This is a genomic window from Mycobacterium colombiense (genome assembly GCF_003284935.1).
GTDB lineage: Bacteria > Actinomycetota > Actinomycetes > Mycobacteriales > Mycobacteriaceae > Mycobacterium > Mycobacterium arosiense_A.
The window spans coordinates 62,273-86,130 of sequence record NZ_QMEV01000017.1 but is presented as its reverse complement, the minus strand read 5'-3'; the positions used below and the strand labels follow the sequence as shown (position 1 = coordinate 86,130).

The window sequence follows — 23,858 nt, the reverse complement described above, 5'->3', positions numbered from 1 at the left end:
CGGCTGGCCCGGTCGCAGAACGCGCTCGGGCGCAGCGTGCTGGGCCTGATCGGCGGCGGCGACCTGGACGAGGACGCCTGGCAGGACGTCGAGGACACGCTGCTGATCGCCGACCTGGGCCCGGTGGTCGCCGAATCCGTGATCTCCCAGCTGCGCTTACGACTGGCCAGCAGCGACGTGCGCACCGAGGCCGACGCCAAGGCCGTGCTGCGCGACGTGCTGATCAACGAGCTGCAGCCCGGCATGGACCGGTCGATCCGCGCGCTGCCGCACGCCGACCACCCCTCGGTGTTGCTCATCGTCGGCGTGAACGGCACCGGAAAGACCACCACCGTGGGCAAGTTGGCCCGGGTCCTGGTCGCCGACGGCCGACGCGTCGTGCTGGGCGCCGCCGACACCTTCCGCGCCGCGGCGGCCGACCAGCTGCAGACCTGGGCGTCGCGGGTCGGCGCGGAGGTGGTGCGGGGGGCCGAAGGCGCCGACCCGGCCTCGGTCGCGTTCGACGCCGTCGACAAGGGCATCGCGGCGGGCGCGGACGTGGTGCTCATCGACACCGCGGGCCGGCTGCACACCAAGGTCGGGCTGATGGACGAGCTCGACAAAGTTAAGCGGGTCGTAACACGGCGGGCCGCGGTCGACGAGGTGTTGCTGGTGCTCGACGCGACCATCGGGCAGAACGGGCTGGCCCAGGCCCGGGTGTTCGCCGAGGTGGTTGAGATCACCGGCGCCGTGCTGACCAAACTGGACGGAACGGCCAAGGGCGGCATCGTTTTTCGGGTTCAGCAGGAACTCGGTGTGCCGGTCAAACTCGTCGGCCTGGGGGAGGGTCCCGACGATCTGGCGCCGTTCGAACCGGCGGCTTTCGTCGACGCGTTGCTCGGCTGACCGCCCTCACACGGCGAGCGGGACGTTAATCCCACCGAAACACGGCCGCACCATTGCCGAAACAACGATTGCGCAATCTTCTGGTCAGGTCATCAGACGTGAGTCTGGCGGCCAATCGTGGGCCGACCGGAGGAGATTGCGAGTGACATACCCGATACTGGGCCAGCCCAATACCGGCGATACCGCCTGGATGTTGGCCAGTTCCGCGCTGGTGCTGTTGATGACGCCGGGTCTGGCGTTCTTCTACGGCGGTATGGTGCGCGCCAGAAGCGTGCTGAACATGCTCATGATGAGCATCAGCGCGATGGGCGTGGTCACCGTGTTGTGGGTGCTCTACGGCTATTCGATCGCGTTCGGTGATGACGCCGGCGGCGTCGTCGGGAAGCCGACGTCGTTCTGGGGACTCAAGGGCCTTATCGGCGTCAACGCCGTGGCCGCCGATCCGAGCAAAGGCGTTGCGGCAACGGATATTCCGCTGGCAGGCACCCTGCCCGCCACCGTGTTCGTGGCGTTCCAGCTGATGTTCGCGATCATCACCGTCGCCCTGATCTCCGGCGCGGTGTCCGACCGGCTGAAGTTCGGGGCCTGGCTGGTGTTCGCCGGTCTGTGGGCGACGTTCGTCTACTTCCCGGTCGCCCATTGGGTTTTCGCGTTCGACGGCTTCGCCTCCGAGAAGGGTGGCTGGATCGCCAACAAGCTGCACGCGATCGACTTCGCCGGCGGGACGGCGGTGCACATCAATTCCGGTGTGGCGGGCCTGATGCTGGCGATCGTGCTGGGCAAGCGTCGCGGATGGCCCACCACGTTGTTCCGGCCGCACAACCTGCCGTTCGTGATGCTCGGTGCCGGATTGCTGTGGTTCGGTTGGTATGGGTTCAACGCCGGGTCGGCCACCAGCTCCAACGGAGTCGCCGGGTCGACCTTCATGACGACGACGGTCGCGACGGCCACCGCGATGCTGGGCTGGATGCTCACCGAACGCATCCGCGACGGCAAGGCGACGACGCTGGGCGCGGCCTCGGGCATCGTCGCGGGGCTGGTCGCCATCACGCCGTCCTGCTCGTCGGTCAACGTGCTGGGCGCGCTGGTGGTGGGCCTGGTGGCGGGCGTGTTGTGCGCGCTGGCCGTCGGCCTGAAATTCAAGCTGGGCTTCGACGACTCGCTCGACGTGGTCGGGGTGCACCTGGTCGGCGGTCTGGCCGGCACGCTGCTGGTCGGGCTGCTCGCCGCCCCGGAGACCCCCGCCATCAACGGCGTCACCGGCGTGTCCAAGGGATTGTTCTACGGCGGCGGCTGGGCTCAGCTCGAGCGGCAGGCAGTCGGCGCGTTCAGTGTCCTCATCTACTCTGGGGTGGTTACGCTGATCCTGGCGTTGATCCTGAAGTACACCATCGGGCTTCGTCTCAACCCAGAGGCGGAAGCCACGGGCATCGACGAGGCCGAGCACGCCGAGAGTGGTTACGATTTCGCCGTGGCTACCGGTTCGGTTCTGCCGCCCCGGGTCCCTGTGGCGGATACCCGCAACGGCCTGGAGGAGGAGCGAGTGGGCGACAAAGTGGAGGCAGAGCAGTCATGAAGCTGATCACCGCGATCGTAAAGCCGTTCACGCTCGATGACGTGAAGACCAGCCTCGAGGACGCGGGCGTCCTGGGCATGACGGTCAGCGAAATCCAGGGCTACGGACGGCAGAAGGGCCACACCGAGGTTTACCGGGGCGCCGAGTACTCGGTCGACTTCGTGCCCAAGGTGCGCATCGAGGTCGTCGTCGACGACTCCATCGTCGACAAGGTCGTAGACAGCATCGTCCGGGCGGCACGCACCGGCAAGATCGGTGACGGCAAAGTGTGGGTGAGCCCCGTGGAAACCATTGTGCGGGTGCGCACCGGCGAGCGCGGAACCGATGCGCTATGACATCCGCTGTCAATTGCTGATTCGACCCGGGCGGGCCGGGAGGGCATGACCCCGAACGACCCCGACTCGTCCGGGCCTCCAGCCGGGACAGAAAGCGCCTGCGGGGCAGTCGATCTGGCTGCCGCGCGGCGCCAACTGTTGTCTGAGGGCAGCAAGCTGCACGCCGCCGAGCTGCGACACGCCTGGCTGGATCTGCACGAATCGTGGTTGATGGCCAAGGCGGCCGAGATCGGGATCGGCGACGACAGCGGCTTCGCGATCGTCGGGATCGGCGGATTGGGCCGCCACGAGCTGTTGCCGTATTCCGACCTTGATCTGATGCTGTTGCACGACAACAAGTCCGACGACGTGCTGGGCAAGGTCGCCGACAAGTTGTGGTATCCGCTGTGGGACGCCAACGTTCGGCTTGACCACAGCGTGCGGACCGTCTCCGGGGCCCTCGGCGTCGCCAACGCCGACATGATCGCCGCGCTGGGCATGCTCGACGCCCGTCACATCGCCGGCGATGCGCGCTTGTCCGACGAACTGATCGCCGGCGCACGACGGCAGTGGCGCAGCGCCATTCGGTCCCGGATGAACGAGCTCGTCGAGATGACACAGGCGCGCTGGGGACGGTGTGGCCGCATCGCGCAGCGCGCCGAGCCGGACCTGAAATCGGGCCGCGGCGGACTTCGCGACGTGCAACTGCTCGACGCGCTGGGGGTGGCGCAGCTGATCGACCGCCACGGCATGGCCCGACCGGAATCACCCGGGGGCTCGCTCGACGACGCCCATCTGACGCTGCTCGACGTGCGCACCGAGCTGCACCGGGTCTCGGGCCGCGGACGCGATCAGCTGCAGGCCCAATACGCCGACGAGATCAGCGCCGCGCTGCACATCGGTGATCGATTTGACCTGGCGCGCAAGCTATCCGACGCGGGGCGCACGATCGCCTACCACGCCGAGACGGGCATCCGGACCGCCGAGAACGCGCTGCCGCGCCGCGGGGTGACGGCATTGGTCCGCCGGCCCAAGCGCCGCCCGCTGGACGAGGGCGTCGTCGAATACGCCGGGGAGATCGTGCTGGCCCGCGACGCACGCCCGGACACCGACGTGGGTCTGGTGTTGCGAGTGGCCGCGGCGTCGGCCGACACCGGATTGCCGATCGGCGCCGCCACGCTGAGCCGCCTGGCGGCCAGCGCACCCGAGATGCCGGTGCCCTGGCCGCGAGAGTCGTTGGACGACTTGCTGGTTGTGCTGTCGGCCGGGCCGACCACGGTCGCGACGATCGAGGCGCTGGACCGCACCGGGCTGTGGGGGCGGCTGCTACCGGAATGGGATGCGATCCGCGACCTGCCTCCCCGCGACGTCGCGCACAAGTGGACGGTGGACCGCCACGTCATCGAGACCGCCGTCAACGCCGCACCGCTGTCCACCCGGGTGGCGCGACCCGACCTGCTCGCCCTCGGCGCGCTGCTGCACGACATCGGCAAGGGTCGCGGCGTCGACCACAGCGTGCTCGGGGCGGGCCTGGCGCTCGAGATCGGGCCTAGGCTGGGCATGGCGCCGGTCGAGGTCGAGCTGCTCGCCCAGCTGGTGCGCCACCACCTGCTGCTGCCGGTGGTGGCCACCCGTAGCGATCTCAACGACCCCAAAACCATTGAGCGCGTGGTGAAAGCGCTCAGCGGCGACGCGCTTCTGCTCGAGGTTCTGCACGCCCTGACCGAGGCGGACTCGAAGGCCACCGGTCCCGGGGTGTGGAGCGACTGGAAGGCGTCGCTGATCGAGGACCTGGTTCGGCGGTGCCGGCTGCTGATGGCCGGCGAGCCGCTACCTAAAGTAGAACCCGCTGCGCCGCAATATCTTTCGCTGGCCACCGACCGCGGCGTCCACGTCGACATCAAACCTAGTGGCGGCGAACGCCTGGACGTGGTGATGGCCGCGCCGGATCAGCGGGGATTGGTGTCGAAAGCCGCGGCCGTGCTGGCGCTGAACTCGCTGCGCATCCATTCGGCATCGGCCAGCACCCACGAGGGATTCGCCATCGTCGAATTCGTGGTGTCGCCGCTGTTCGGTTCGCCGCCGGAGGCGGGCCTGCTGCGCCAGCAGTTCACCGGCGCGCTCGGTGGTGACGTCGACGTGCTGGGCGCTTTGGAGAAACGCGACAGCGACGCCGTGGCCGCGGCGACTAGCCGGGCCGGCGAGGTCCAGGTCGGGGTGCCGGTCACGCGGTCGAGCGCCCCACCCCGCATCCTGTGGGTCGACTCGGGCTCACCCGATCAATTGGTCGTCGAGGTCCGCGCGATGGACCGCCTCGGGCTGCTGGCGCTGCTGACCCGCGCGCTCGAACGCGCGGGCACCGACATCGTGTGGGCGAAGGTCAACACCTTCGGGTCGACGGCGGCCGACGTCTTCTGCGTGACCGTGTCCCAACAAGCGGCCGCGGCGGCCGGCGACGCCGAGCACGGCGCGCGGGACGCGGTCGAGCAGAGTCTGCTGGCGGTGTTGGGAGGCCCCGCCGTCGAGGTGCTCGAGGAACCCGTCGGCGACTAGGGGCTAACGCTCGGCGTTGAGCTGGCGCACGGCCTCGATGCGCGCCCGCAGCTGTTCGCGGCTGGCCGCCGCGATCGGGGGGCCGCCGCAGCGGCGCCGCAGTTCGTTGTGAATCCAGCCGTGCGGCTTGCCCGTCCGGTGATGGGCGATCGACACGAGGGTGTTGAGCTCGCGGCGCAGCTCCCGAAGCTGGCCGTGCACCGTCGCCGACGGGGCTTCGACGGCCGCCGGCGATCCGGCCTCCTTCTGCAGGCGGGCACGCTTCTGCAGCTGTTCGTCCTGACGCTGGTGCAGCAGCGCCCGCATCTGCTCGGCGTCGAGCAACCCGGGGATGCCGAGGTAGTCGGCCTCCTCGTCGCTGCCGGCGGGGGCGGCGGTGCCGAACGACGACCCGTCGAAGATCAGCTGGTCGAGCTCGGCGTCGGCGCCCAGCGAGGTGAATCCCTTGTCCGGCTCGGTCTTCTCGTCCTGCGTCTTGGTGGCGGGATCGCCGTCGAGCGGGTCGCCCTCGGACGGGCGGTGCGGCTCGCCGAGCACGTGGTTGCGCTGGGCCTCCAGCTCGCTGGCCAGCTGCAGCAGGTTGGGCACCGACGGCACGAAGATGCTGGCGATTTCGCCCGGGCGGCGCGACCGGACGAACCGGCCGATGGCCTGAGCGAAGAACAGCGGCGTCGAGGCGCTGGTGGCGTAGATCCCGACCGACAGCCGCGGCACGTCGACGCCCTCGGAGACCATGCGCACCGCGACGAGCCAGCGGCTGGTGCTCGCGGCGAATTCGCTGATGCGCGCCGACGAGCCGGGGTCGTCGGAGAGCACCAGCGTCGGCGCCTCGCCGGTCAGCCTGGCTAGCAGGGCCGCGTAGGCGCGGGCCGCGGTCTGATCCGAGGCGATGATCATGCCGCCGGCGTCGGGCACGTGCGTGCGCAGCTGGCGCAGCCGCAGATCCGCCGCGGTGATCACCGCGGGCATCCATTCGCCCGCGGGGTCCAGCGCCGTGCGCCAGGCCCGCGCGGTCTGCTCGGCGGACAGCGGCTCGCCCAAGCGGGCCGCGTGCTCCTCCCCGGCGCTGTCGCGCCACCGCGCCTCCCCGGAGTAGGCGAGGAACACCACCGGCCGCACCACGCCGTCGGCCAGAGCGTCGGTGTAGCCGTAGGTGTGATCGGCCCGCGACCGCCGGATCCCGTCGGGGCCGGCCTCGTAGGTCACGAACGGGATGGGGCTGTCGTCGCTACGAAACGGCGTCCCCGTCAGGGCGAGCCGGCGGGTGGCGTCACCGAACGCCTCGCGGATGGCGTCGCCCCACGTCTTGGCGTCGCCGCCGTGGTGGATCTCGTCGAAGATGACCAGGGTCCTGCGCTGCTCGGTGCGCACCCGGTGCAAGGTCGGGTGCGCGGCGACCTGAGCGTAGGTGACCATCACCCCGTGAAATTCCGGCGCGATCCGTGGGTTGCTGTTGGAGAACTTGGGATCCAGGGCGATGCCGTAGCGCTGCGCGGCCTGCGCCCACTGGACCTTGAGGTGCTCGGTGGGCACCACGACGGTGATGTGCTCGACGGCGCGCTGACCGAGCAGTTCGGCCGCCACGCGTAGGGCGAAGGTGGTTTTCCCCGAGCCCGGGGTGGCCACCGCCAGGAAATCGCGCGGCTGCCCGGCGAGATAGCGCACCAGCGCCCTGCGCTGCCAGCCACGCAGCGCGCCGGTGTCGCCGGTGTCGCTGGGATCGCTGTCGGCCCGCGCCTGGATGCTGCTGAGCGGCACCGACACAGGCCCCCCGTTCCGTTGCTCGCCGACGCGGCCAACTCGATTGAGTGGCGGCTGTGAAATCTAGCACGCCAACGCTTTTCGGCGCAGTAACGACTCGACTGGCTATCGTGTCGGACTCACCGCTTCGCGGGTCTGCAGCCACTCATGGATGCGTGCGGCAACGTCGGCCCAGCCCGGTTCGAGCATCATGTTGTGGCCCATGGAAAAGAATTCCGGCTCGGTGCGGTAGGCGCGCGCCGTGTTGCGCACCTCGCGGACGCTGACGAAGCCGTCGTACTCGGCGCCCAGGACCAGGATCGGGGTCGTCACCCGCTTGGTGCGCACGCGTCGGACGATCGGGTCGGTCATGGCGGCGCGGACGCTCTCGGCGCCGGCGCGCTGCCGGCAGGCCTCGACGACATCCTCGGGCGTGTCGGGACAGAACAGGTACTCGCGGGCCAGCGCCGGGGTGGCGAGGAATCTCAGCAGCGTGGGATCGCTCCACGATTCCACCGTCATCGCCGGCCGGCGGCGCCACACCCGCAACGCCAGCGTCAGCACGCCCTGCGGCGGCACCGAGCCCACCAGCACGGCGGCCGGGGCGCGCCGATCCTCGAGGTAGCGCTGGACCACGAACCCGCCCAGCGAATGGCCGACCAGGACCGGGGCGCCGCCCAGGTCGTCGGCCACCGATCGGACGTCGTCGATGTAGTCGGCGATGGACACCTTCGGCAGCGGCTTGGGGGTGGGGCTGGCGCGGTGTCCGCGCAGGCTCATCGCGACCGCGCGGTAGCCGGCGCCGGCGAAGTAGTCCAGGAAGTGTTCCCAGCACCATGCGCCATGCCAGCCGCCGTGCACGAACAGCAGCGGCACCGGATGCGCGTCGGTGCAGGACCCTTTGTCGATCACCTCGAGCACTCGACCATTCAAGCCCGCTCGCCGCCTCGCCGAGACTGAAACGACGGACACCGTTACCGGCGTGTCGTGTGCGTCGCTGCAGTGTCGCGCCGACGGGCGGCGACGAGTCCACCCCGCCGGGCTCCGCTCGGCCCGATGAGTGGTGACCCGCTGCGCCCCGCGGCGCGGGGTTGGCGATCACCACTAGGCTGTCGGGGTGTTTGAATCGCTGTCCGACCGATTGACCGGTGCCCTTGCGGGGCTGCGCGGCAAGGGTCGATTGACCGACGCCGATATCGAGGCGACCACCCGCGAGATCCGGCTGGCGCTGCTGGAAGCCGACGTGTCGCTGCCCGTGGTGCGCGCGTTCGTCACCCGGATCAAGGACCGCGCCAAGGGCGCCGAGGTCTCCGGCGCCCTCAACCCGGCGCAGCAGGTCGTCAAGATCGTCAACGAAGAACTCATCGGCATCCTGGGCGGACAGACCCGCCAGCTGGCGTTCGCCAAGACGCCGCCGACCGTGGTGATGCTCGCCGGTCTGCAGGGTTCCGGTAAGACCTCGCTGGCCGGGAAGCTGGCCGCCTGGCTGCGCGGGCAGGGGCACACCCCGCTGCTGGTCGCGTGCGACCTGCAGCGCCCGGCCGCCGTCAACCAGCTGCAGGTCGTCGGCGAGCGCGCCGGGGTGCCGGTCTTCGCGCCGCATCCCGGTGCCTCCCCCGAGTCCGGGCCCGGGGACCCGGTCGCCGTCGCGGCGGCGGGGCTCGCCGAGGCGCGGGCCAAGCATTTCGACGTCGTCATCGTCGACACCGCCGGCCGGCTGGGCATCGACGACGAGCTGATGGCGCAGGCCGCGGCCATCCGCGACGCCGTCAATCCCGACGAAGTGCTATTCGTCCTGGACGCGATGATCGGTCAGGACGCCGTCACCACCGCCGAGGCGTTCCGCGAGGGCGTCGGGTTCACCGGCGTGGTGCTGACCAAGCTCGACGGTGACGCCCGCGGTGGCGCGGCGCTCTCGGTCCGCGAGGTGACCGGCGTCCCAATCCTTTTCGCCTCCACCGGCGAGAAGCTGGAGGACTTCGACGTCTTCCACCCCGACCGGATGTCGAGCCGCATCCTGGGCATGGGCGACGTGCTGAGCCTCATCGAGCAGGCCGAGCAGGTCTTCGACGCCGAGCAGGCCGAGGCCGCCGCCGTCAAGATCGGCAGCGGCGAGCTCACCCTCGAGGACTTCCTGGAACAGATGCTGGCCATCCGCAAGATGGGCCCGATCGGCAACCTGCTGGGCATGCTGCCCGGCGCCGGGCAGATGAAGGACGCGCTGGCCCAGGTCGACGACAGCCAGCTCGACCGCCTGCAGGCCATCATCCGCGGCATGACCCCGGCCGAGCGCGCCGACCCGAAGATCATCAACGCGTCGCGCCGGCTGCGCATCGCCAACGGGTCGGGCGTCACGGTGTCCGAGGTCAACCAGCTGGTGGACCGCTTCTTCGAGGCCCGCAAGATGATGTCCTCCATGCTCGGCGGCATGGGCATCCCCGGTCTGGGCCGCAAGTCGGCGACCCGGAAGTCAAAGGGGGCCAAGGGCAAGGCCGGCAAGAAGGGCAAGAAGGGCGGACGCGGCCCGACGCCGCCGAAGGCCCGCAACCCGCTGGCCGCCGGGATGCCGGGCATGCCGGCCGGTTTCCCCGACCTGTCGCAGATGCCCGAGGGCCTCAACGAGCTGCCGCCCGGTCTGGCCGACTTCGACCTGTCCAAGCTGAAGTTCCCGGGCAAGTCGTGACGATCGCGAGCGCGGCGGAGCCGGGCGAAGCGGGTCGTCACCATCGGAAGTAGCCGCCGTGCGCATGCACGTGCGGGGTGTGGGGCTGCCCGACGAGACCGAGATCGACCTGTGGATCGTCGACGGCCGCATCAGCGCCGAACCCCTCGCCGGCGCGGACACCGTGTTCGACGGCGGCTGGATCGTGCCCGGCCTGGTCGACGCCCACTGCCACGTCGGCCTCGGGGAGCACGGCGAGATCCCCCTCGACGATGCGATCGCCCAGGCCGAGATCGAACGCGATGTCGGCGCGCTGCTGCTGCGGGACTGCGGTTCGCCCACCGACACCCGCAGCCTCGACGACCGCGAGGATCTGCCCCGCATCATCCGCGCCGGCAAGCATCTGGCCAGGCCGAAGCGGTACGCGGCGGGCTTCTCCCGCGAGCTGGAGGACGAATGGCAGCTGCCGGCAGCCGTCGCCGAAGAGGCCAAGCGCGGCGACGGCTGGGTCAAGCTGGTCGGCGACTGGATCGACCGCAGCGTCGGCGATCTGGCCCCGCTGTGGTCCGACGACGTCCTCAAAGCCGCCATCGACACCGCGCACGCCCACGGCGCCCGGGTCACCGCGCACGTCTTCAGTGAGGACGCCCTGCCCGGGCTGATCAACGCCGGCATCGACTGCATCGAGCACGGCACCGGCCTGACCGACGACACCATCGAGCTGATGGCCGCTCGCGGGACCGTGCTGGTCCCGACGCTGGTCAACATCGTGGAGAACTTCCCCGGGATCGCCGAGGCCGCCGCGAAGTACCCGGCGTATGCCGCGCACATGCGCGACCTGCATGCCCGTGGCCTGTCCCGGATCGCCGCGGCCCGCGAGGCGGGCGTGCCGATCTACGCCGGCAGCGACGCCGGCACCATGGTGGCGCCCGGACGCATCGCCGACGAGGTCGAGGCGCTCAAGCGCATCGGCATGAGCCCGACCGAGGCGCTGGGCGCGGCGTGCTGGGACGCGCGTCGCTGGCTCGGCCGGCCCGGGCTCGATCACGGTGCCTCGGCCGACCTGCTCTGTTACGCCCAAGACCCGCGCTCGGGCCCCGCCGTGCTGAACAGTCCCGATCTGATCATGTTGCGCGGCAAGATCTTTCGGTCGCCCGCCTAAGCGGCGACCTCTTATGAAGGCCGCGTTCCCGGCCGCCGCGCCGAGGCCACCGTGGTTGCGGCCGCGGCGCCACTCGGTGGCGCACACTGACCCATAGTCCCGCATGGATCCTGCAGTTTCGCTGAGAAAAGATTGCGAGTGATCGCTATCTATGTTAGCGTTCCCGGCATCAACGACATGGAGGAACCCATGGCCTACGACGTGATCATTCGCGACGGATTGTGGTTCGACGGCACCGGCAGCGCGCCGCTGACCCGCACGCTCGGCATCCGCGACGGCGTGGTGGCCACGGTCTCCACCGAGCCGCTGGACGAGACCGGTTGCCCCGAGGTGATCGACGCGGCCGGCAAATGGGTGGTGCCCGGCTTCCTCGACGTGCACACCCATTACGACGCCGAGGTGCTGCTGGACCCGGGGCTGCGCGAGTCGGTGCGCCACGGCGTCACCACCGTGCTGCTGGGCAACTGCTCGTTGTCGACGGTCTACGCCGACTCCCAGGACGCCGCCGACCTGTTCAGCAGGGTGGAGGCGGTGCCGCGCGAATACGTCTTCGGCGCGCTGGATTCGAACCGCACCTGGTCGACGGCCGCGGAATACATCGCGGCGATCGACGCCCTGCCACTGGGTCCCAATGTCGGTTCGCTGCTTGGGCATTCGGACCTGCGGACCGCGGTGCTCGGGCTGGATCGGGCCACCGACCCCACGGTGCGGCCCACCGAGGCCGAGCTGGAGAAAATGGCCGGCCTGTTGGGCGAGGCCCTCGACGCCGGTGTGCTCGGCATGTCCGGGATGGACGCGCCCATCGACAAACTCGACGGTGAACGTTTCCGCTCGCGCGCCCTGCCGTCCACCTTCGCGACGTGGCGGGAGCGCCGCAGGCTGATCAAGGTGCTGCGCAAGCGCGGCCGGATCCTGCAGAGCGCCCCCAACGTGGCGAAGCCGTCGACCGGAATGCTCTTCTTCCTGGCCAGCAGTCGAATACTGAACTGGGGCAAGGGTGTTCGGATGAGCATGCTGGTGTCCGCCGACGCCAAGTCGATGCCGCTGTCGGTCTACGTCTTCGGCCCGGGGACTCGTCTGCTCAACAAGCTGCTGCGGTCCAGCGTGAAATTCCAGCACCTGCCGGTGCCCTTCGAGTTGTACTCCGACGGCATCGACCTGCCGGTCTTCGAGGAGTTCGGCGCCGGGACGGCCGCCCTGCACCTGCGGGACCAGTTGGAGCGCAACGAGTTACTGGCGGACAAGGAATACCGGCGGAAATTCCGGCGCGAGTTCGACCGCGTCAAGCTCGGGCCGTCGCTGTGGCACCGCGACTTCCACGACGCCGTCATCGTCGAATGCCCGGATAAGTCGTTGATCGGCAAGAGCTTTGGCGCCATCGCCGTCGAGCGCAAGCTGCACCCGCTCGACGCGTTCCTGGACGTGCTCGTCGAGAACGGCGAGCGCAACGTCCGGTGGACGACCGTCGTCGCCAACCATCGCCCCAAGCTGCTGGACGCGCTCGCCACCGAAGGCAGCGTGCACATGGGCTTTTCGGACGCCGGGGCGCACCTGCGCAACATGGCCTTCTACAACTTCGGGCTGCGGATGCTCAAGCGCACCCGGGACGCCTACCGGGCCGGCGCGCCCTTCATGTCGATCGAGCACGCGGTGCATCGGCTCACCGGGGAGCTGGGGGAGTGGTTCGGCATCGACGCCGGCACGCTGCGCCAGGGCGACCGCGCGGACTTCGTGGTGATCGACCCGGCCGGGCTCGACGAATCCGTCGACGGCTACCACGAGGAAGCGGTGCCGTTCTACGGCGGTTTGCGCCGCATGGTCAACCGCAACGACGGCGCGGTGGTCGCCACCGGGGTGGGCGGCGTCGTCGTCTTCGGCGGCAGCCACTCCAGGGGCGAATTCCGGGACGGCTACGGCCAATCCGTGCGGTCGGGCCGCTACCTGCGGGCGGGACAGCGCGCGCACCGGGAACGCGGCGCGCTGAGCGTGCCCGCCTGACATGGCCAGGACACAGCAGCAGCGCCGCGAGGAAACCGTCGGACGGCTCATCGACGCCTGCATCGCCACCATCATCGAGGTCGGCTACGCCCGGGCGTCCGCCGCGGTGATCACCAAGCGGGCCGGGGTGTCGGTGGGCGCGCTGTTCCGGCACTTCGACACGATGGGCGATTTCATGGCGGCGACGGCGTCGGAGGTGTTGCGCCGCCAGCTGGACTCGTTCACCAAGGGGGTCGCCGAGATACCCGCCGACCGGCCGGCCCTGGAGGCGGCCCTGGGGATCCTGCGTGACATCACCAGCGGCCCGGCCAACGCCGTCATCTATGAACTGCTGGTGGCCGCCCGCACCGACGAAAAGCTCAGGGAGACTTTGCAACACGAGCTGGGTCAGTACGCCGCAAAGATCCACGACGCCGCCCGCGCGCTCCCGGGCGCCGAACGCTTCCCCGAGGACACCTTCCCGGTGTTCGTGGCGCTGATGACCAACGTGTTCGACGGCGCCGCCGTGGTGGAAGGCGTTCTGCCGCAACCGGATATCGCCGCACAGCGGATCCCGGTGCTGATGACGCTGCTCACCGCGGCGCTGCCGGACTCCTGACGGGAGTTACAGCGAGCCGATGCTGGATTGCGGGCTTTGCGCGAATCCCCAGTCGAACAGCGTCGCCGCCTGATCCCAGTACGTCGGTCCGCCCTCTTTGATCAGCCCGTACATCATCGCGATCACCAGCCGGCGGCCCCCGCGGGCGGCGGCCCCGACGAAGGTCTTGCGCGCGGCGTTGGTGAACCCGGTCTTGCCGCCGATCGCGCCGGGGTAGCGCGCCAACAGCTCGTCCTGGTTGGTGATCGGGTGATCGCCGTTGTCGCCGGGGAACATCGCCGACGGCTCGGCGGTGATCTGCGCGAACACCGGGTTGGCCATCGCGGCGCGGAAGATGACCGCCAGGTCGTGCGCCGTCGACGCGCCCGAACCCCCGGGCCCGTCCAGCCCGGACGGCGTCGCCGCGTGCGTGTTGGTGGCCCCGAGCGACGCCGCCTTGGCGTTCATCTTGGCGACCGTGACGTCCGGTCCGCCCAGCATGTGCGCGAGCGTGTTGGCGGCGTCGTTACCCGAGACCAGCAGCAGGCCGTCGAGGAGCTGGCGCGCGGTGTAGGTGCGGCCCGGTTTGATGCCGACGCAGTTGCACTCCACCTGGGTGTCGGCGACGTCGGCGACGACGGTCGAGTCCAGGCTCACCGAGTCCAGGACCACCTGGGCCAACAGCGTCTTGATGGTGCTCGCCGGCGGGTGGGCCACGTTCTGGTCGCGCCCGGCCAGCACCTGCCCGCTATCCAGGTCGGCGACGATCCAGGTTTGCGCCGGCCCGTCGGGAATGGGCAGCGACCCGACCGGTTGGCTGCTGTCGGCCCACGCGGTGGACATGGCGACGGTGGCGGTGCAGGTACCGAGCGCGAGGACGGTCGCGGCCATCCTGACCCCCCGGGCCGTGAGCTTGCGCATGGCCGCAAAGTCTAACTTCCGGCCCTGCCCCGGGCGGATCTTCAGTACTGTCCGATGCATGTTGAGCCTGGAAGAGATCTCGGATCGCCTCGAGATCCAGCAGCTGCTGGTGGATTACTCCACCGCCATCGACAACCGGCGATTCGACGATCTGGACATGGTGTTCACCCCCGACGCCTACATCGACTACACGGCGTTGGGCGGCATCGAGGGCCAGTACCCCGAGGTGAAGAAGTGGCTGGCCGAGGTGCTGCCCAACTTCCCGGTGTACGCCCACATGCTCGGCAACTTCTCGGTCCGGATCGACGGGGACACGGCCTCGTCGCGGGTGATCTGCTTCAACCCGATGGTGTTGGGCGGCACCAAGGACGGCGAGGAGGAAAGAGCGCTGTTCTGCGGGCTCTGGTACGACGACGAGTTCGTGCGCACGCCCGACGGGTGGCGCATGAGCCGGCGGGCCGAGACCAAGGTCTTTCAAAAAGTGATGTGAGCTCGGCCTTGGCTATGCGGGCGATTTCTGGTCATCGCCCCTGTTCTGGCACAATGGGCGGCTGTCCGCCGAGCGATCATGCATCGCCGACCGGTCACACACGCGAGGCAAAACCGGATCCGGGCATCGGGCCCCGATCGCCGAATTGCAGCGTGACACACACAGGAGAATTCGCTTAACCATGGCTGTGAAGATCAAGCTCACCCGGCTTGGCAAGATCCGCAATCCCCAGTACCGCATCGCCGTCGCCGACGCACGCACCCGGCGCGACGGCCGCTCCATCGAGGTCATCGGCCGCTACCACCCCAAGGAAGAGCCGAGCCTGATCGAGATCAACTCCGAGCGCGCCCAGTACTGGCTGTCCGTGGGTGCCCAGCCCACCGAGCCCGTCCGCAAGCTGCTGCAGATCACGGGCGACTGGCAGAAGTTCAAGGGCCTGCCCGGCGCCGAGGGCCGCCTGAAGGCCGCCCCCGCCAAGCCCAGCAAGCTCGAGCTGTTCAACGCGGCGCTGGCCGAGGCCGACGGCGGACCGACCACCGAGGCCGCCAAGCCGAAGAAGAAGGCCCCGGCCAAGAAGGCCGCGAAGGCCGCAGACGAGTCTGCCGAAGCCGCCGAGCCGCAGGCCGCAGCCGAGGCCCCGGCGGAGACCGCCGAGCAGGCCGAGGCGCCCGCCGAGGGCGGCGAGCAGGCCGCGCCGACCACCGAAAGCTGATAGCGGCGATGAGTACGGTTGTCGTTGACGCTGTTGAGCACCTGGTTCGCGGGATTGTCGACAACCCCGATGACGTCCGGGTGGACATGGTGACCAGCCGCCGGGGGCGGACGGTCGAGGTGCACGTCCATCCCGACGATCTGGGCAAGGTGATCGGCCGCGGGGGCCGCACGGCCACCGCACTGCGCACGCTGGTCGCCGGCATCGGCGGCCGCGGCATCCGTGTCGACGTGGTGGACACCGACCAGTAGGCCAGCGCTGCTCATGGAACTCCCTTGGAGTTGACCGTCGGGCGCGTGGTGAAAGCCCACGGCATCAGCGGCGAGTTGGTGGTGGAGATCCGCACCGACGATCCCGCCGCCCGGTTCGCGCCGGGTAACACGTTGCGCGCCAAGCCCTCTCGCGGCGGTGCGGAACGCAGCTGTGTCATCGAGGCCGTGCGCGAGCACGGCGGGCGGCTGCTGGTGCGGCTGGCCGGGGTCACCGACCGTGACGGCGCCGACGCGCTGCGCGGCATGGTGTTCGTCGTCGACTCCGCGGACCTGCCCGACATCGACGAGGCGGACACCTACTATGACCATCAGCTCGAAGGCCTGCGCGTGCACACCACCGCCGGCGAGCAGGTCGGCGTCGTCGCCGAGGTGTTGCACACCGCAGCCGGTGAACTGCTGGCGGTGCGGCAGGATTCCGGCGACGGGCGGCGAGAAGTGTTGGTGCCGTTCGTGACCGCGATCGTCACCTCGGTGTCGCTGGACGAGGGGACCGTGGAGATCGATCCGCCCGAAGGCCTGCTGGATCTGTAGGGCTTCACTATGAGAATCGACGTCGTCACGATCTTTCCGGCCTTTTTGGACCCGCTGCGGCAGTCGTTGCCGGGCAAGGCGATTCGCTCCGGCACGGTCGATCTGCACGTGCATGACCTGCGGCGCTGGACGCACGACGTGCACCGCTCGGTCGACGACGCCCCCTACGGCGGCGGCCCGGGGATGGTGATGAAGGCGCCGGTGTGGGGCGACGCGCTTGACGAAATCACCTCCGGGGAAACGCTTCTCGTTGTCCCCACCCCGGCCGGGCGCCTGTTCACGCAGGCGACGGCCGCGCGCTGGAGCGCCGAGACCCACCTGGTGTTCGCGTGCGGTCGCTACGAGGGCATCGACCAGCGGGTCATCGACGACGCCGCGCGGCGCATGCGCGTCGAAGAGGTCTCGATCGGCGACTACGTGCTGCCCGGCGGCGAGTCGGCGGCGGTGGTGATGATCGAGGCCGTGCTGCGCCTGCTCGACGGGGTCCTCGGCAATCCCGCGTCGCACCGCGAGGATTCGCACTCACCGGCACTGGACCGGCGGCTGGAGGGGCCCAGCTACACCCGGCCGCCGAGCTGGCGCGGGCTGGACGTCCCGGAGGTGCTGCTGTCGGGTGACCACGCGCGCGTCGCCGCCTGGCGCCGCGAGATCTCGCTGCAGCGGACCCGCGACCGGCGCCCCGAACTGCTTGAGCCCGGCGACGACTCGGCTCGTTAGAGCCCGTGTCGCGGCGCCTCGATGCGGCCGTCGGGAAAGATCGTCTTGACCGCCCGGGTGATGGTGTCGCGGGCGGTGGCGTCGTCGGCGGGCTGCAGGGACTGGACCACCATGATGTAGCGGCGGTCGGCCCCGATCACGCCGGTCGACAGGTGCATCCAATCGCTGCCGATGCAGCACATCCAGCCCTGCTTGACCGCGACCGGCTCGGCGTACAGGCCGTCCGGGATGCCGAACCGCTGCGGGTAGCCGTCCAGCCCGGTGGGGGTGGACTGGGCCAGGTCGTTGACGATGATCTTGGCGTCATCGGCGGGCAGGCCGCCCGAGCCGTCCAGCAGCATCTCGTAGTAGCGGATGAGGTCGGTCACCGAGCTCATGGTGTTCCACCAGCGCCCGTCGCTGGGCGGGGTGGTGGAGGCCAGGCCGTAGCGGGCGGCCACCTCGGTGATGATGGCGGCCCCGCCGCCCTGACCCCAGAACCTCTCGGCCGCGCCGTCGTCGGAGGACTGCAGCATGATGTCCAGCGCCTGGCGGTCGTCGGCGCTCAGCGGCGCCTTGCCCTCGGATTCGTGCAGCAGCAGGTCGTCGGCGATGAACAGCTTCGCCACCGACGCGGTGCCGATCACTTGGCTGTTGCCGTTGGTGACCAGCTGATGGGTGGTGCGGTCGAGGATGGCCACCGACAGGGCGGCCCCGCTGCCGGCGGCCTCGTCCGCGGCCTGCTGGATGCGGGTCTGCAGCTGGGGGAATCCCGGGTTCGGCAGCGCCTGCGGTGCCTGCGCCGGGGCGGCCGCCTCCAGCATCACCGTGGCGGACTGCGGGGGAGGCGACGTGGGGGGCGCCGAGATGACCCGAACGGGCGCGGCGACCGGCAGGGTGTAGACCTTCGCCTGCACCAGCGCCTCGGAGCCCGCGGCAACCACCAACGTCACCGCCGCGGTGGCGGTGACTAGCGTCAGCGGACGTACCCGCATTCGTCTCCTCCGGCGTGACTGGAACACAGTGCAAGGGCGGGACCCGTCGCGCCACCTGCAGCGGCCATCACGCTGGTGTGCGGGTAGCGCGTTCTGACCCCAGTCATATGTACCATTTACCAGCGCGTTTGGCGCGTTACGAACCGCCGACTTGCTGTGATTTTCGCGGCACGCGCCCCGTCTGGCACAATTGACCAGTTGTCTCCAGCGGTTGCAGGCCGGTCGAGCCGTTTCCCGCCTGCTGCGAGATACGCCAGAAAGCCCGAAACCATCGGCTTGGCGACCGCCTCACACCTGCGTGTGGGTAGCTGCCGTCGGCCGCGACCTCAAGGAAGTGTCTCGCATGAACCGGCTGGACTTCGTCGATCAGGCGTCGCTGCGCGACGACATCCCGGTTTTCGGCCCGGGCGACACCATCAACGTGCACGTGAAGGTCATCGAGGGCGCCAAGGAGCGCATCCAGGTGTTCAAGGGCGTGGTGATCCGCCGCCAGGGCGGTGGCATCCGTGAGACCTTCACCGTGCGCAAGGAAAGCTACGGCGTCGGCGTCGAGCGGACCTTCCCGGTGCACTCGCCCAACATCGACCACATCCAGGTGGTGACCCGCGGTGACGTCCGTCGCGCGAAGCTGTACTACCTGCGCGAACTGCGCGGCAAGAAGGCCAAGATCAAGGAGAAGCGCTGAGCCGGGACGCCTTGGCGGCGCTGATGATTCGTCCCCTCGTTTCCGGCGGCGGATCGCTTGCCGGTTTCGCGACCCACACCGCGCGCTGACTACGCTGATCTCGTGACCGATACCGCGGATTCATCGAAGCCCGAGCCGCCCGCCGGCGAGTCAGATCCGAAGGTCTCTACCCGCAACCTTCAGACACGCCCCGACGACGCCGCGGCGACGGCCGGGTCGATACCCGAACCGGGGCCGGCGGCCCAGACGCCTGAGGCCGCCGACCCGGCGGAACCCAAGCGGTCGACGTTGCGTGAATTCGCGATCCTGGCGGTGATCGCCGTCGTCCTCTACTACGTCATGTTGACCTTCGTGGCGCGGCCCTACCTGATCCCGTCGGAATCCATGGAGCCCACGCTGCACGGGTGCACGGGCTGCGTCGGCGACCGCATCATGGTCGACAAGGTCAGCTACCGCTTCACCGCGCCGCGCCCCGGCGACGTCATCGTCTTCAAGGGGCCGCCGCCGTGGAACCTCGGCTACAAGTCGATCCGGTCCAACAACACCGTGCTGCGCTGGGTGCAGAACGCCCTGTCCTTCGTCGGGTTCGTGCCGCCGGACGAGAACGACCTGGTCAAGCGGGTCATCGCGGTCGGCGGGCAGACGGTGCAGTGCCGGGCCGAGACCGGGTTGACGGTCGACGGCAAGCCGCTCAAGGAGCCGTACCTGGACCGCACCACCATGGCCGCCGACCCGTCGGTGTACCCGTGCCTGGGCAGCGAGTTCGGGCCGGTGCACGTCCCGGCGGGGCGGCTGTGGGTGATGGGCGACAACCGGACGCACTCGGCGGACTCGCGCGCCCACTGCACCAGCGTGCCGGCCGAAGCCCTCAAGGGGGTGCTGTGCACCGGCGACCCCAGCTCGGGAACCGTGCCGGTGTCCAACGTGATCGGCAAAGCCAGGTTCATCGTGTGGCCGCCGTCCCGATGGGGCGGCGTGGGATCGGTGAACCCGCAGCAAAATAAGTAGTCATGGCCACGACGTGGCCGCCGCGGACGGTGATCCGTAAGTCGTCGGGGTTACGCACCCTGGAGTCGGCGCTGTACCGCAGCGGGCTGGGCCCGGTCGCCGGTGTCGACGAGGTCGGCCGCGGCGCTTGCGCCGGGCCGCTGGTGGTGGCGGCCTGTGTGCTCGGGCCGGGGCGCTTGGAAAGCCTTGCCGCCCTTGATGATTCCAAAAAGCTCACCGAGGTCACCCGGGAGAAGCTGTTCCCGCTGATTCGCCGCTACGCGCTGGCCTACCACGTGGTGTTCATCCCGCCGGCCGAGGTGGACCGGCGCGGCGTGCACGTCGCCAACATCGAGGGCATGCGCCGTGCCGTCGCCGGGCTGTCGATGCGGCCCGGCTACGTGCTCAGCGACGGCTTCCGGGTGCCCGGCCTGGCCGTCCCGTCGCTGCCGGTCATCGGCGGCGATGCCGTCGCGGCGTGTATCGCCGCGGCCAGCGTGCTGGCTAAGGTCAGCCGGGACCGGTTGATGGTCGCCATGGAGAACGACCATCCCGGTTACGGTTTCGCCCTGCACAAGGGCTACGGCACGCCGGCACACAGCGCCGCGCTGGCGCGGCTGGGCCCGTGCCCCGAGCATCGTTATTCGTTCATCAACGTGCGGCGGGTGGCCAACGGTTCGGGCGGCCGGGTGGTGGCCGAGTGCAAACCGGACCCACCGCTGCAGCGCGACGGATCCCGGTGAGGAAAGATGGGAACAGGATTCCCACCCCGGCGAACGGCCGCTAGCGCGGGGATATCCGGGAAAACTGTCTGGGAGAAGGACGTCTGAGCAGATGAGTGCAGAAGATCTCGAAAAGTACGAAACCGAGATGGAGCTCTCGCTGTACCGCGAATACAAGGACATCGTCGGCCAGTTCAGCTTCGTCGTGGAGACCGAGCGGCGCTTCTACCTGGCCAACAGTGTGGAGATGACGCCGCGCAACGCCGACGGCGAGGTCTACTTCGAGCTGCGACTGTCCGACGCCTGGGTGTGGGACATGTACCGGCCGGCGCGGTTCGTCAAACAGGTGCGGGTGGTCACCTTCAAGGACGTCAACATCGAAGAGGTCGAGAAGCCGGAGCTGCGGCTCCCCGAGTAGCCGCTACGAATTCGGCGGAAGCTGGTTGTCGCCGGCGGCGGGCAGCTGGCCGCGCGCCTCGATGACCTCCCGCGCGACGTCGGCCAGCTTGATGTTCAGCGCCTGGGAGTGGCGCCGCAGCAGGTCGAACGCCTCGTCCTCGCTCATCTCATGGAGCAGCATCAACATGCCGACGGCCTTGCCGATCTCGCGGTTGCTGAGCAGCCCGCGGCGCAGGCTGGCGGCGTCCTCGCCCTTGGCGACCGCGTTGATGGCGACGCTGGCGAACGCGGCCAGCACCGCGGCCCGCCCGGCGGATTCGGCGTCGAACATGTTGGGCGTGTCGCTGAACAGGTTCAGCGCCGCCCCTTTGCGTTTGTCGACCAGGAGGCGAAATCCCATCGCCCCGCGCACCGGGGTCTCCGCGACCAGGATTTTGGCCAGTCGCGGCCAGTGCGACGGGGTCGTCAGATCGGTGTCGATCTGCGGCGTCTCCTCCTCGATGGCGTCGATGCAGGGGCCGTCACCGGCCCGCCTTTCGATGTCGTCGATGTGCTTCGCGAGCTGGTCGCTGGCGCCGACGGTGACGTATTTGTCGTTCTCGCGCACCAGCAGGCTGGCGTGGTCGCAGCCGCGGACGGTCAGGGTGGCGGCGACGCAGATGGCCGCATACATCTGGTTGGCCTCGGAGCCCTGGTAGATGATCTCGGCGAGGGCGGCGAACACCGTCGCGGGGTCGGCCTTCTCTCCGCCCGTCGCGGGCGCGTCCGCGCCAGTCTTCGATTGGTCCGCCATGTCATGCCTCATTCCTGCGGTGTCGGCGGTGTTATCCGCATTCGATCGCCGTAGATTATCCGCCGCCCGTACCAGCCTTACACCCTGTTTCGTCCGGTTGCACAGATCCGGCGATCACGCCGGTCACCGTTGACCGCCAAACATGCTGACGATGACGTCCCAGGGCTCACTGGTCGCGAGACGTTGGAAAGATGGTTCTACCACGCGCGCGGGGTTTCGGCTGGCCGCAGGAGGGAAGGACGTTCTGAATGGGAGTGACCGTCGCAGTGACCGGACCAACCGGGGAGATCGGCATCTCCGCGGTGACGGCGCTGGAACGCGAGCCCGCCGTTGACGCGATCATCGGGATGGCTCGCCGGCCGTTCGACCCGTCGTCGCGCGGCTGGCAGAAGACCACCTATCAGCAGGGCGACATCCTGGACCGCGAGGCCGTCGACGCCCTGGTTGCACAGGCCGACGTCGTGATCCACCTGGCCTTCATCATCATGGGGTCGCGCGACGAGAGCGCCCGGGTGAACCTGCAGGGCACCCGCAATCTGTTCGAGGCGACGGTGGCCGCCGAACGGCCGCGGCGCCTGGTGTACACCTCGTCGGTGGCCGCGTACGGCTACCACTCCGACAATCCCGTCCCGCTGACCGAGGACGTGGCCGCCCGCGGATCCGCCGAGCACTACTACTCCGAGCAGAAGGCCGCCTGCGAGGCGCTGCTGGCCGACATCACCAAGGACTCGCCGCTCGAGGTGTTCGTTCTGCGGCCCTGCGTCGTCGCGGGCCCCAAGGCCACCGCGCTGGCCGACGCCATGCCGTGGAACCAGCTGCCCGGCCCGGTGCGGGCGGTGGTCAAGGCCGTCCCGGTGCTCAAGCCCGTGGTGCCCGATCCGGGCTACCCCCTGCAGCTGGTCCACCACGACGACGTCGCGACGGCGATCGCGCTGGCGGCCACCGCCCCGGCGCCGCCGGGGGTGTACAACATCGCCGGTGACGGGGTCGTGACGGTGGGCGACGTGGCCAGGGCGCTGGGTGGCCGGCCGGTGCGGGTCCCCGCCGTCGCCGCGACGGCGGCCTCCGCGGCGATCTCGCGGGTACCGCGGGTGCCGTCCATGCTGGAATGGCTGCACACCGCGCGGACGTCGATGGTCATGGACACCACCAAGGCCAAGACCCAATTGGGCTGGCGCCCACTGCACTCCTCGTCGGACACGCTCGAAGCGCTGGCTTCGGGGGTATGACAGCGTTGTTCGTCTCGGCGGCCGACCGCCGGCCAGGGTAGTTTGATCCGATGGGTCTCGAGCGTTCCGTCGTTTCTCGCGACGTTTCGACCCCGGCGGCCGCCGGCGGTGAAATCGCCTAGTGGGGCACGTCACGTCGCGCCGGCGGGTGACGCATCTGAGCGCCGGCACAGCGATCACCCGACCGGAAACCCTGGTCGTCGAGGAGCCGTTGGAGATCCGGGTCGACGGCGCCGCGGTCACCGTGACGATGCGCACCCCGGGATCGGATTTTGAACTCGCCCAAGGCTTTCTGCTCACCGAAGGCGTCATCGCGGGCCGCGAGGACGTGGTGGCCATTCGGTATTGCGGTGGCGCCGTCGACGGGGAGAACACCTACAACGTGCTGGACGTGACGCTGGCCCCCGGGGTGAAACCCCCGGCCCTCGACGTCACCCGCAACTTCTACACCACCTCGTCCTGCGGGGTGTGCGGCAAGGCGTCACTGGACGCGGTGCGGCTGCTCAGCCGGTTCTCGCCGGGCAGCGACCACACGACCGTGGCCGCGGCCGCCCTCGAGGCGATGCCCGGTCAATTGCGTGCCGCGCAAAAGGTTTTCGACAGCACCGGGGGCCTGCACGCCGCGGCGTTGTTCGGCGCCGACGGCGCGATGCTGGTGGTCCGCGAGGACGTGGGGCGGCACAACGCGGTCGACAAGGTGATCGGCTGGGTCACCGAGCACGAGCGGATACCGCTGCAGGGCTCGGTGTTGCTGGTCAGCGGGCGGGCGTCGTTCGAGCTGACGCAGAAGGCCGTGATGGCCGGGATTCCCGTGCTGGCGGCCGTGTCCGCGCCGTCGTCGCTGGCGGTTTCGCTGGCCGAGGAGTCCGGCATCACACTGGTGGCGTTCCTGCGGGAGGACTCGATGAACATCTACACCGGGGCCGAGCGGATCACCTAGCGCTTCTCCGCCGGCTGTG

23 protein-coding genes and 1 pseudogene are annotated in these 23,858 nt (G+C 69.6%); 19 read left to right on the top strand and 5 right to left on the bottom strand.

Annotation, left to right across the window (positions count from 1 at the left end; all coding sequences use genetic code 11):
- From ftsY to DQP57_RS11055, 4 genes are all read left to right on the top strand, one after another.
- The coding region (gene ftsY / locus DQP57_RS11070) for a signal recognition particle-docking protein FtsY (RefSeq protein WP_112633021.1) at positions 1-885 on the top strand (885 nt) is incomplete at its 5' end.
- Positions 886-1,075: 190 nt separating this feature from the next.
- Positions 1,076-2,461 carry an ammonium transporter gene (locus tag DQP57_RS11065; RefSeq protein ID WP_112633020.1) on the top strand — a complete coding sequence of 462 codons (1,386 nt, stop codon included), beginning with the start codon at positions 1,076-1,078 and terminating at the stop codon, positions 2,459-2,461.
- Positions 2,458-2,796 (top strand): nitrogen regulatory protein P-II, encoded by a 339-nt coding sequence (gene glnB, locus DQP57_RS11060; protein WP_003878721.1) that lies wholly within the window; start codon positions 2,458-2,460, stop codon positions 2,794-2,796. The genes DQP57_RS11065 and glnB overlap by 4 nt, the downstream gene beginning before the upstream one ends.
- 45 nt (positions 2,797-2,841) lie before the next feature.
- Positions 2,842-5,328, top strand: a complete 2,487-nt coding sequence (locus DQP57_RS11055) for a [protein-PII] uridylyltransferase (protein ID WP_112633013.1) — start codon at positions 2,842-2,844, stop codon at positions 5,326-5,328.
- Positions 5,329-5,331: 3 nt separating this feature from the next.
- Here the strand turns inward: DQP57_RS11055 and DQP57_RS11050 are convergent, their stop codons facing one another.
- Both DQP57_RS11050 and DQP57_RS11045 read right to left on the bottom strand, forming a co-directional pair.
- Positions 5,332-7,092 carry a DEAD/DEAH box helicase gene (locus DQP57_RS11050; RefSeq protein ID WP_112633012.1) on the bottom strand — a complete coding sequence of 587 codons (1,761 nt, stop codon included), beginning with the start codon at positions 7,090-7,092 and terminating at the stop codon, positions 5,332-5,334.
- A gap of 102 nt (positions 7,093-7,194) precedes the next feature.
- Entirely contained in the window at positions 7,195-7,989 is a 795-nt protein-coding gene (locus tag DQP57_RS11045) for an alpha/beta hydrolase (protein ID WP_112633011.1), read from the bottom strand.
- A gap of 196 nt (positions 7,990-8,185) precedes the next feature.
- Here DQP57_RS11045 and ffh point away from each other — a divergent pair, with 196 nt between their 5' ends.
- The 4 genes from ffh (at position 8,186) to DQP57_RS11025 (ending at position 13,488) form a co-directional block, all read left to right on the top strand.
- On the top strand, positions 8,186-9,751 hold the full coding sequence (gene ffh, locus DQP57_RS11040) for a signal recognition particle protein (protein ID WP_112633010.1): 1,566 nt from the start codon (positions 8,186-8,188) through the stop codon (positions 9,749-9,751).
- A 64-nt stretch (positions 9,752-9,815) separates the two neighbouring features.
- A complete protein-coding gene (locus DQP57_RS11035) occupies positions 9,816-10,892 on the top strand; it encodes a metal-dependent hydrolase family protein (RefSeq protein ID WP_112633009.1) in 1,077 nt (358 codons plus the stop codon).
- 177 nt (positions 10,893-11,069) lie between these two features.
- Positions 11,070-12,890 carry an N-acyl-D-amino-acid deacylase family protein gene (locus DQP57_RS11030; RefSeq protein WP_112633019.1) on the top strand — a complete coding sequence of 607 codons (1,821 nt, stop codon included), beginning with the start codon at positions 11,070-11,072 and terminating at the stop codon, positions 12,888-12,890.
- A gap of 1 nt (position 12,891) precedes the next feature.
- A complete protein-coding gene (locus DQP57_RS11025) occupies positions 12,892-13,488 on the top strand; it encodes a TetR/AcrR family transcriptional regulator (RefSeq protein ID WP_112633008.1) in 597 nt (198 codons plus the stop codon).
- Between the two features lie 6 nt (positions 13,489-13,494).
- Here the strand turns inward: DQP57_RS11025 and DQP57_RS11020 are convergent, their stop codons facing one another.
- Positions 13,495-14,388 carry a D-alanyl-D-alanine carboxypeptidase family protein gene (locus DQP57_RS11020; RefSeq protein ID WP_112633007.1) on the bottom strand — a complete coding sequence of 298 codons (894 nt, stop codon included), beginning with the start codon at positions 14,386-14,388 and terminating at the stop codon, positions 13,495-13,497.
- 58 nt (positions 14,389-14,446) lie between these two features.
- Here DQP57_RS11020 and DQP57_RS11015 point away from each other — a divergent pair, with 58 nt between their 5' ends.
- The 5 genes from DQP57_RS11015 (at position 14,447) to trmD (ending at position 17,110) form a co-directional block, all read left to right on the top strand.
- Positions 14,447-14,878: a nuclear transport factor 2 family protein gene (locus DQP57_RS11015; protein ID WP_112633006.1), complete on the top strand. Its 432-nt coding sequence runs from the start codon at positions 14,447-14,449 to the stop codon at positions 14,876-14,878.
- A gap of 181 nt (positions 14,879-15,059) precedes the next feature.
- Positions 15,060-15,590, top strand: coding sequence for a 30S ribosomal protein S16 (rpsP, locus tag DQP57_RS11010; RefSeq protein WP_112633005.1), 531 nt, complete (start codon positions 15,060-15,062; stop codon positions 15,588-15,590).
- An 8-nt stretch (positions 15,591-15,598) separates the two neighbouring features.
- The gene (locus tag DQP57_RS11005) at positions 15,599-15,841 is read left to right on the top strand and encodes an RNA-binding protein (protein ID WP_003878715.1); all 243 of its coding nucleotides are present in this window, start codon (positions 15,599-15,601) and stop codon (positions 15,839-15,841) included.
- A gap of 24 nt (positions 15,842-15,865) precedes the next feature.
- A complete protein-coding gene (rimM, locus tag DQP57_RS11000; protein WP_112633004.1) occupies positions 15,866-16,393 on the top strand; it encodes a ribosome maturation factor RimM in 528 nt (175 codons plus the stop codon).
- Positions 16,394-16,402: 9 nt separating this feature from the next.
- Complete coding sequence (gene trmD, locus DQP57_RS10995; protein ID WP_112633003.1) at positions 16,403-17,110, top strand: tRNA (guanosine(37)-N1)-methyltransferase TrmD; 708 nt, start codon at positions 16,403-16,405, stop codon at positions 17,108-17,110.
- Here trmD and DQP57_RS10990 read toward each other — a convergent pair.
- On the bottom strand, positions 17,107-18,084 hold the full coding sequence (locus DQP57_RS10990; protein WP_112633002.1) for a hypothetical protein: 978 nt from the start codon (positions 18,082-18,084) through the stop codon (positions 17,107-17,109). The two genes, trmD and DQP57_RS10990, sit on opposite strands and share 4 nt — an antisense overlap.
- Positions 18,085-18,427: 343 nt before the next feature.
- On the opposite strand from DQP57_RS10990, the gene rplS reads away from it, so the two are divergent.
- The 4 genes and pseudogenes from rplS to DQP57_RS10970 all read left to right on the top strand — a co-directional run bounded on the left by rplS (position 18,428) and on the right by DQP57_RS10970 (position 20,896).
- A complete protein-coding gene (gene rplS / locus DQP57_RS10985) occupies positions 18,428-18,769 on the top strand; it encodes a 50S ribosomal protein L19 (RefSeq protein WP_064877853.1) in 342 nt (113 codons plus the stop codon).
- Between the two features lie 102 nt (positions 18,770-18,871).
- Complete coding sequence (gene lepB, locus DQP57_RS10980) at positions 18,872-19,777, top strand: signal peptidase I (RefSeq protein ID WP_112633001.1); 906 nt, start codon at positions 18,872-18,874, stop codon at positions 19,775-19,777.
- Between the two features lie 2 nt (positions 19,778-19,779).
- A pseudogene (locus DQP57_RS10975) lies at positions 19,780-20,527 on the top strand (ribonuclease HII); the annotation flags it as partial.
- Between the two features lie 63 nt (positions 20,528-20,590).
- The gene (locus DQP57_RS10970; protein ID WP_112632999.1) at positions 20,591-20,896 is read left to right on the top strand and encodes a DUF2469 domain-containing protein; all 306 of its coding nucleotides are present in this window, start codon (positions 20,591-20,593) and stop codon (positions 20,894-20,896) included.
- Positions 20,897-20,899: 3 nt separating this feature from the next.
- Here DQP57_RS10970 and DQP57_RS10965 read toward each other — a convergent pair whose 3' ends face one another.
- On the bottom strand, positions 20,900-21,670 hold the full coding sequence (locus DQP57_RS10965; protein WP_112633018.1) for a GAF and ANTAR domain-containing protein: 771 nt from the start codon (positions 21,668-21,670) through the stop codon (positions 20,900-20,902).
- Positions 21,671-21,918: 248 nt separating this feature from the next.
- Between DQP57_RS10965 and DQP57_RS10960 the strand changes: the two genes are divergently transcribed.
- Both DQP57_RS10960 and fdhD read left to right on the top strand, forming a co-directional pair.
- Entirely contained in the window at positions 21,919-22,899 is a 981-nt protein-coding gene (locus DQP57_RS10960) for an NAD-dependent epimerase/dehydratase family protein (RefSeq protein ID WP_112632998.1), read from the top strand.
- 121 nt (positions 22,900-23,020) lie between these two features.
- Positions 23,021-23,839 carry a formate dehydrogenase accessory sulfurtransferase FdhD gene (fdhD, locus tag DQP57_RS10955; protein WP_112632997.1) on the top strand — a complete coding sequence of 273 codons (819 nt, stop codon included), beginning with the start codon at positions 23,021-23,023 and terminating at the stop codon, positions 23,837-23,839.
- The last annotated feature ends 19 nt before the right edge of the window (positions 23,840-23,858 follow it).

Coding starts and splice junctions, on each gene's coding strand:
- trmD (WP_112633003.1), top strand. CDS start 16,403: ATGAGAATCGACGTCGTCACGATCTTTCCGGCCTTTTTGGACCCGCTG.
- DQP57_RS11025 (WP_112633008.1), top strand. CDS start 12,892: ATGGCCAGGACACAGCAGCAGCGCCGCGAGGAAACCGTCGGACGGCTC.
- DQP57_RS11015 (WP_112633006.1), top strand. CDS start 14,447: ATGTTGAGCCTGGAAGAGATCTCGGATCGCCTCGAGATCCAGCAGCTG.
- DQP57_RS10965 (WP_112633018.1), bottom strand. CDS start 21,670: ATGGCGGACCAATCGAAGACTGGCGCGGACGCGCCCGCGACGGGCGGA.
- rpsP (WP_112633005.1), top strand. CDS start 15,060: ATGGCTGTGAAGATCAAGCTCACCCGGCTTGGCAAGATCCGCAATCCC.
- DQP57_RS10990 (WP_112633002.1), bottom strand. CDS start 18,084: ATGCGGGTACGTCCGCTGACGCTAGTCACCGCCACCGCGGCGGTGACG.
- DQP57_RS10960 (WP_112632998.1), top strand. CDS start 21,919: ATGGGAGTGACCGTCGCAGTGACCGGACCAACCGGGGAGATCGGCATC.
- DQP57_RS11065 (WP_112633020.1), top strand. CDS start 1,076: ATGTTGGCCAGTTCCGCGCTGGTGCTGTTGATGACGCCGGGTCTGGCG.
- DQP57_RS11030 (WP_112633019.1), top strand. CDS start 11,070: ATGGAGGAACCCATGGCCTACGACGTGATCATTCGCGACGGATTGTGG.
- DQP57_RS11055 (WP_112633013.1), top strand. CDS start 2,842: ATGACCCCGAACGACCCCGACTCGTCCGGGCCTCCAGCCGGGACAGAA.
- DQP57_RS11035 (WP_112633009.1), top strand. CDS start 9,816: ATGCACGTGCGGGGTGTGGGGCTGCCCGACGAGACCGAGATCGACCTG.
- DQP57_RS11005 (WP_003878715.1), top strand. CDS start 15,599: ATGAGTACGGTTGTCGTTGACGCTGTTGAGCACCTGGTTCGCGGGATT.
- glnB (WP_003878721.1), top strand. CDS start 2,458: ATGAAGCTGATCACCGCGATCGTAAAGCCGTTCACGCTCGATGACGTG.
- DQP57_RS11020 (WP_112633007.1), bottom strand. CDS start 14,388: ATGCGCAAGCTCACGGCCCGGGGGGTCAGGATGGCCGCGACCGTCCTC.
- DQP57_RS10970 (WP_112632999.1), top strand. CDS start 20,591: ATGAGTGCAGAAGATCTCGAAAAGTACGAAACCGAGATGGAGCTCTCG.
- rplS (WP_064877853.1), top strand. CDS start 18,428: ATGAACCGGCTGGACTTCGTCGATCAGGCGTCGCTGCGCGACGACATC.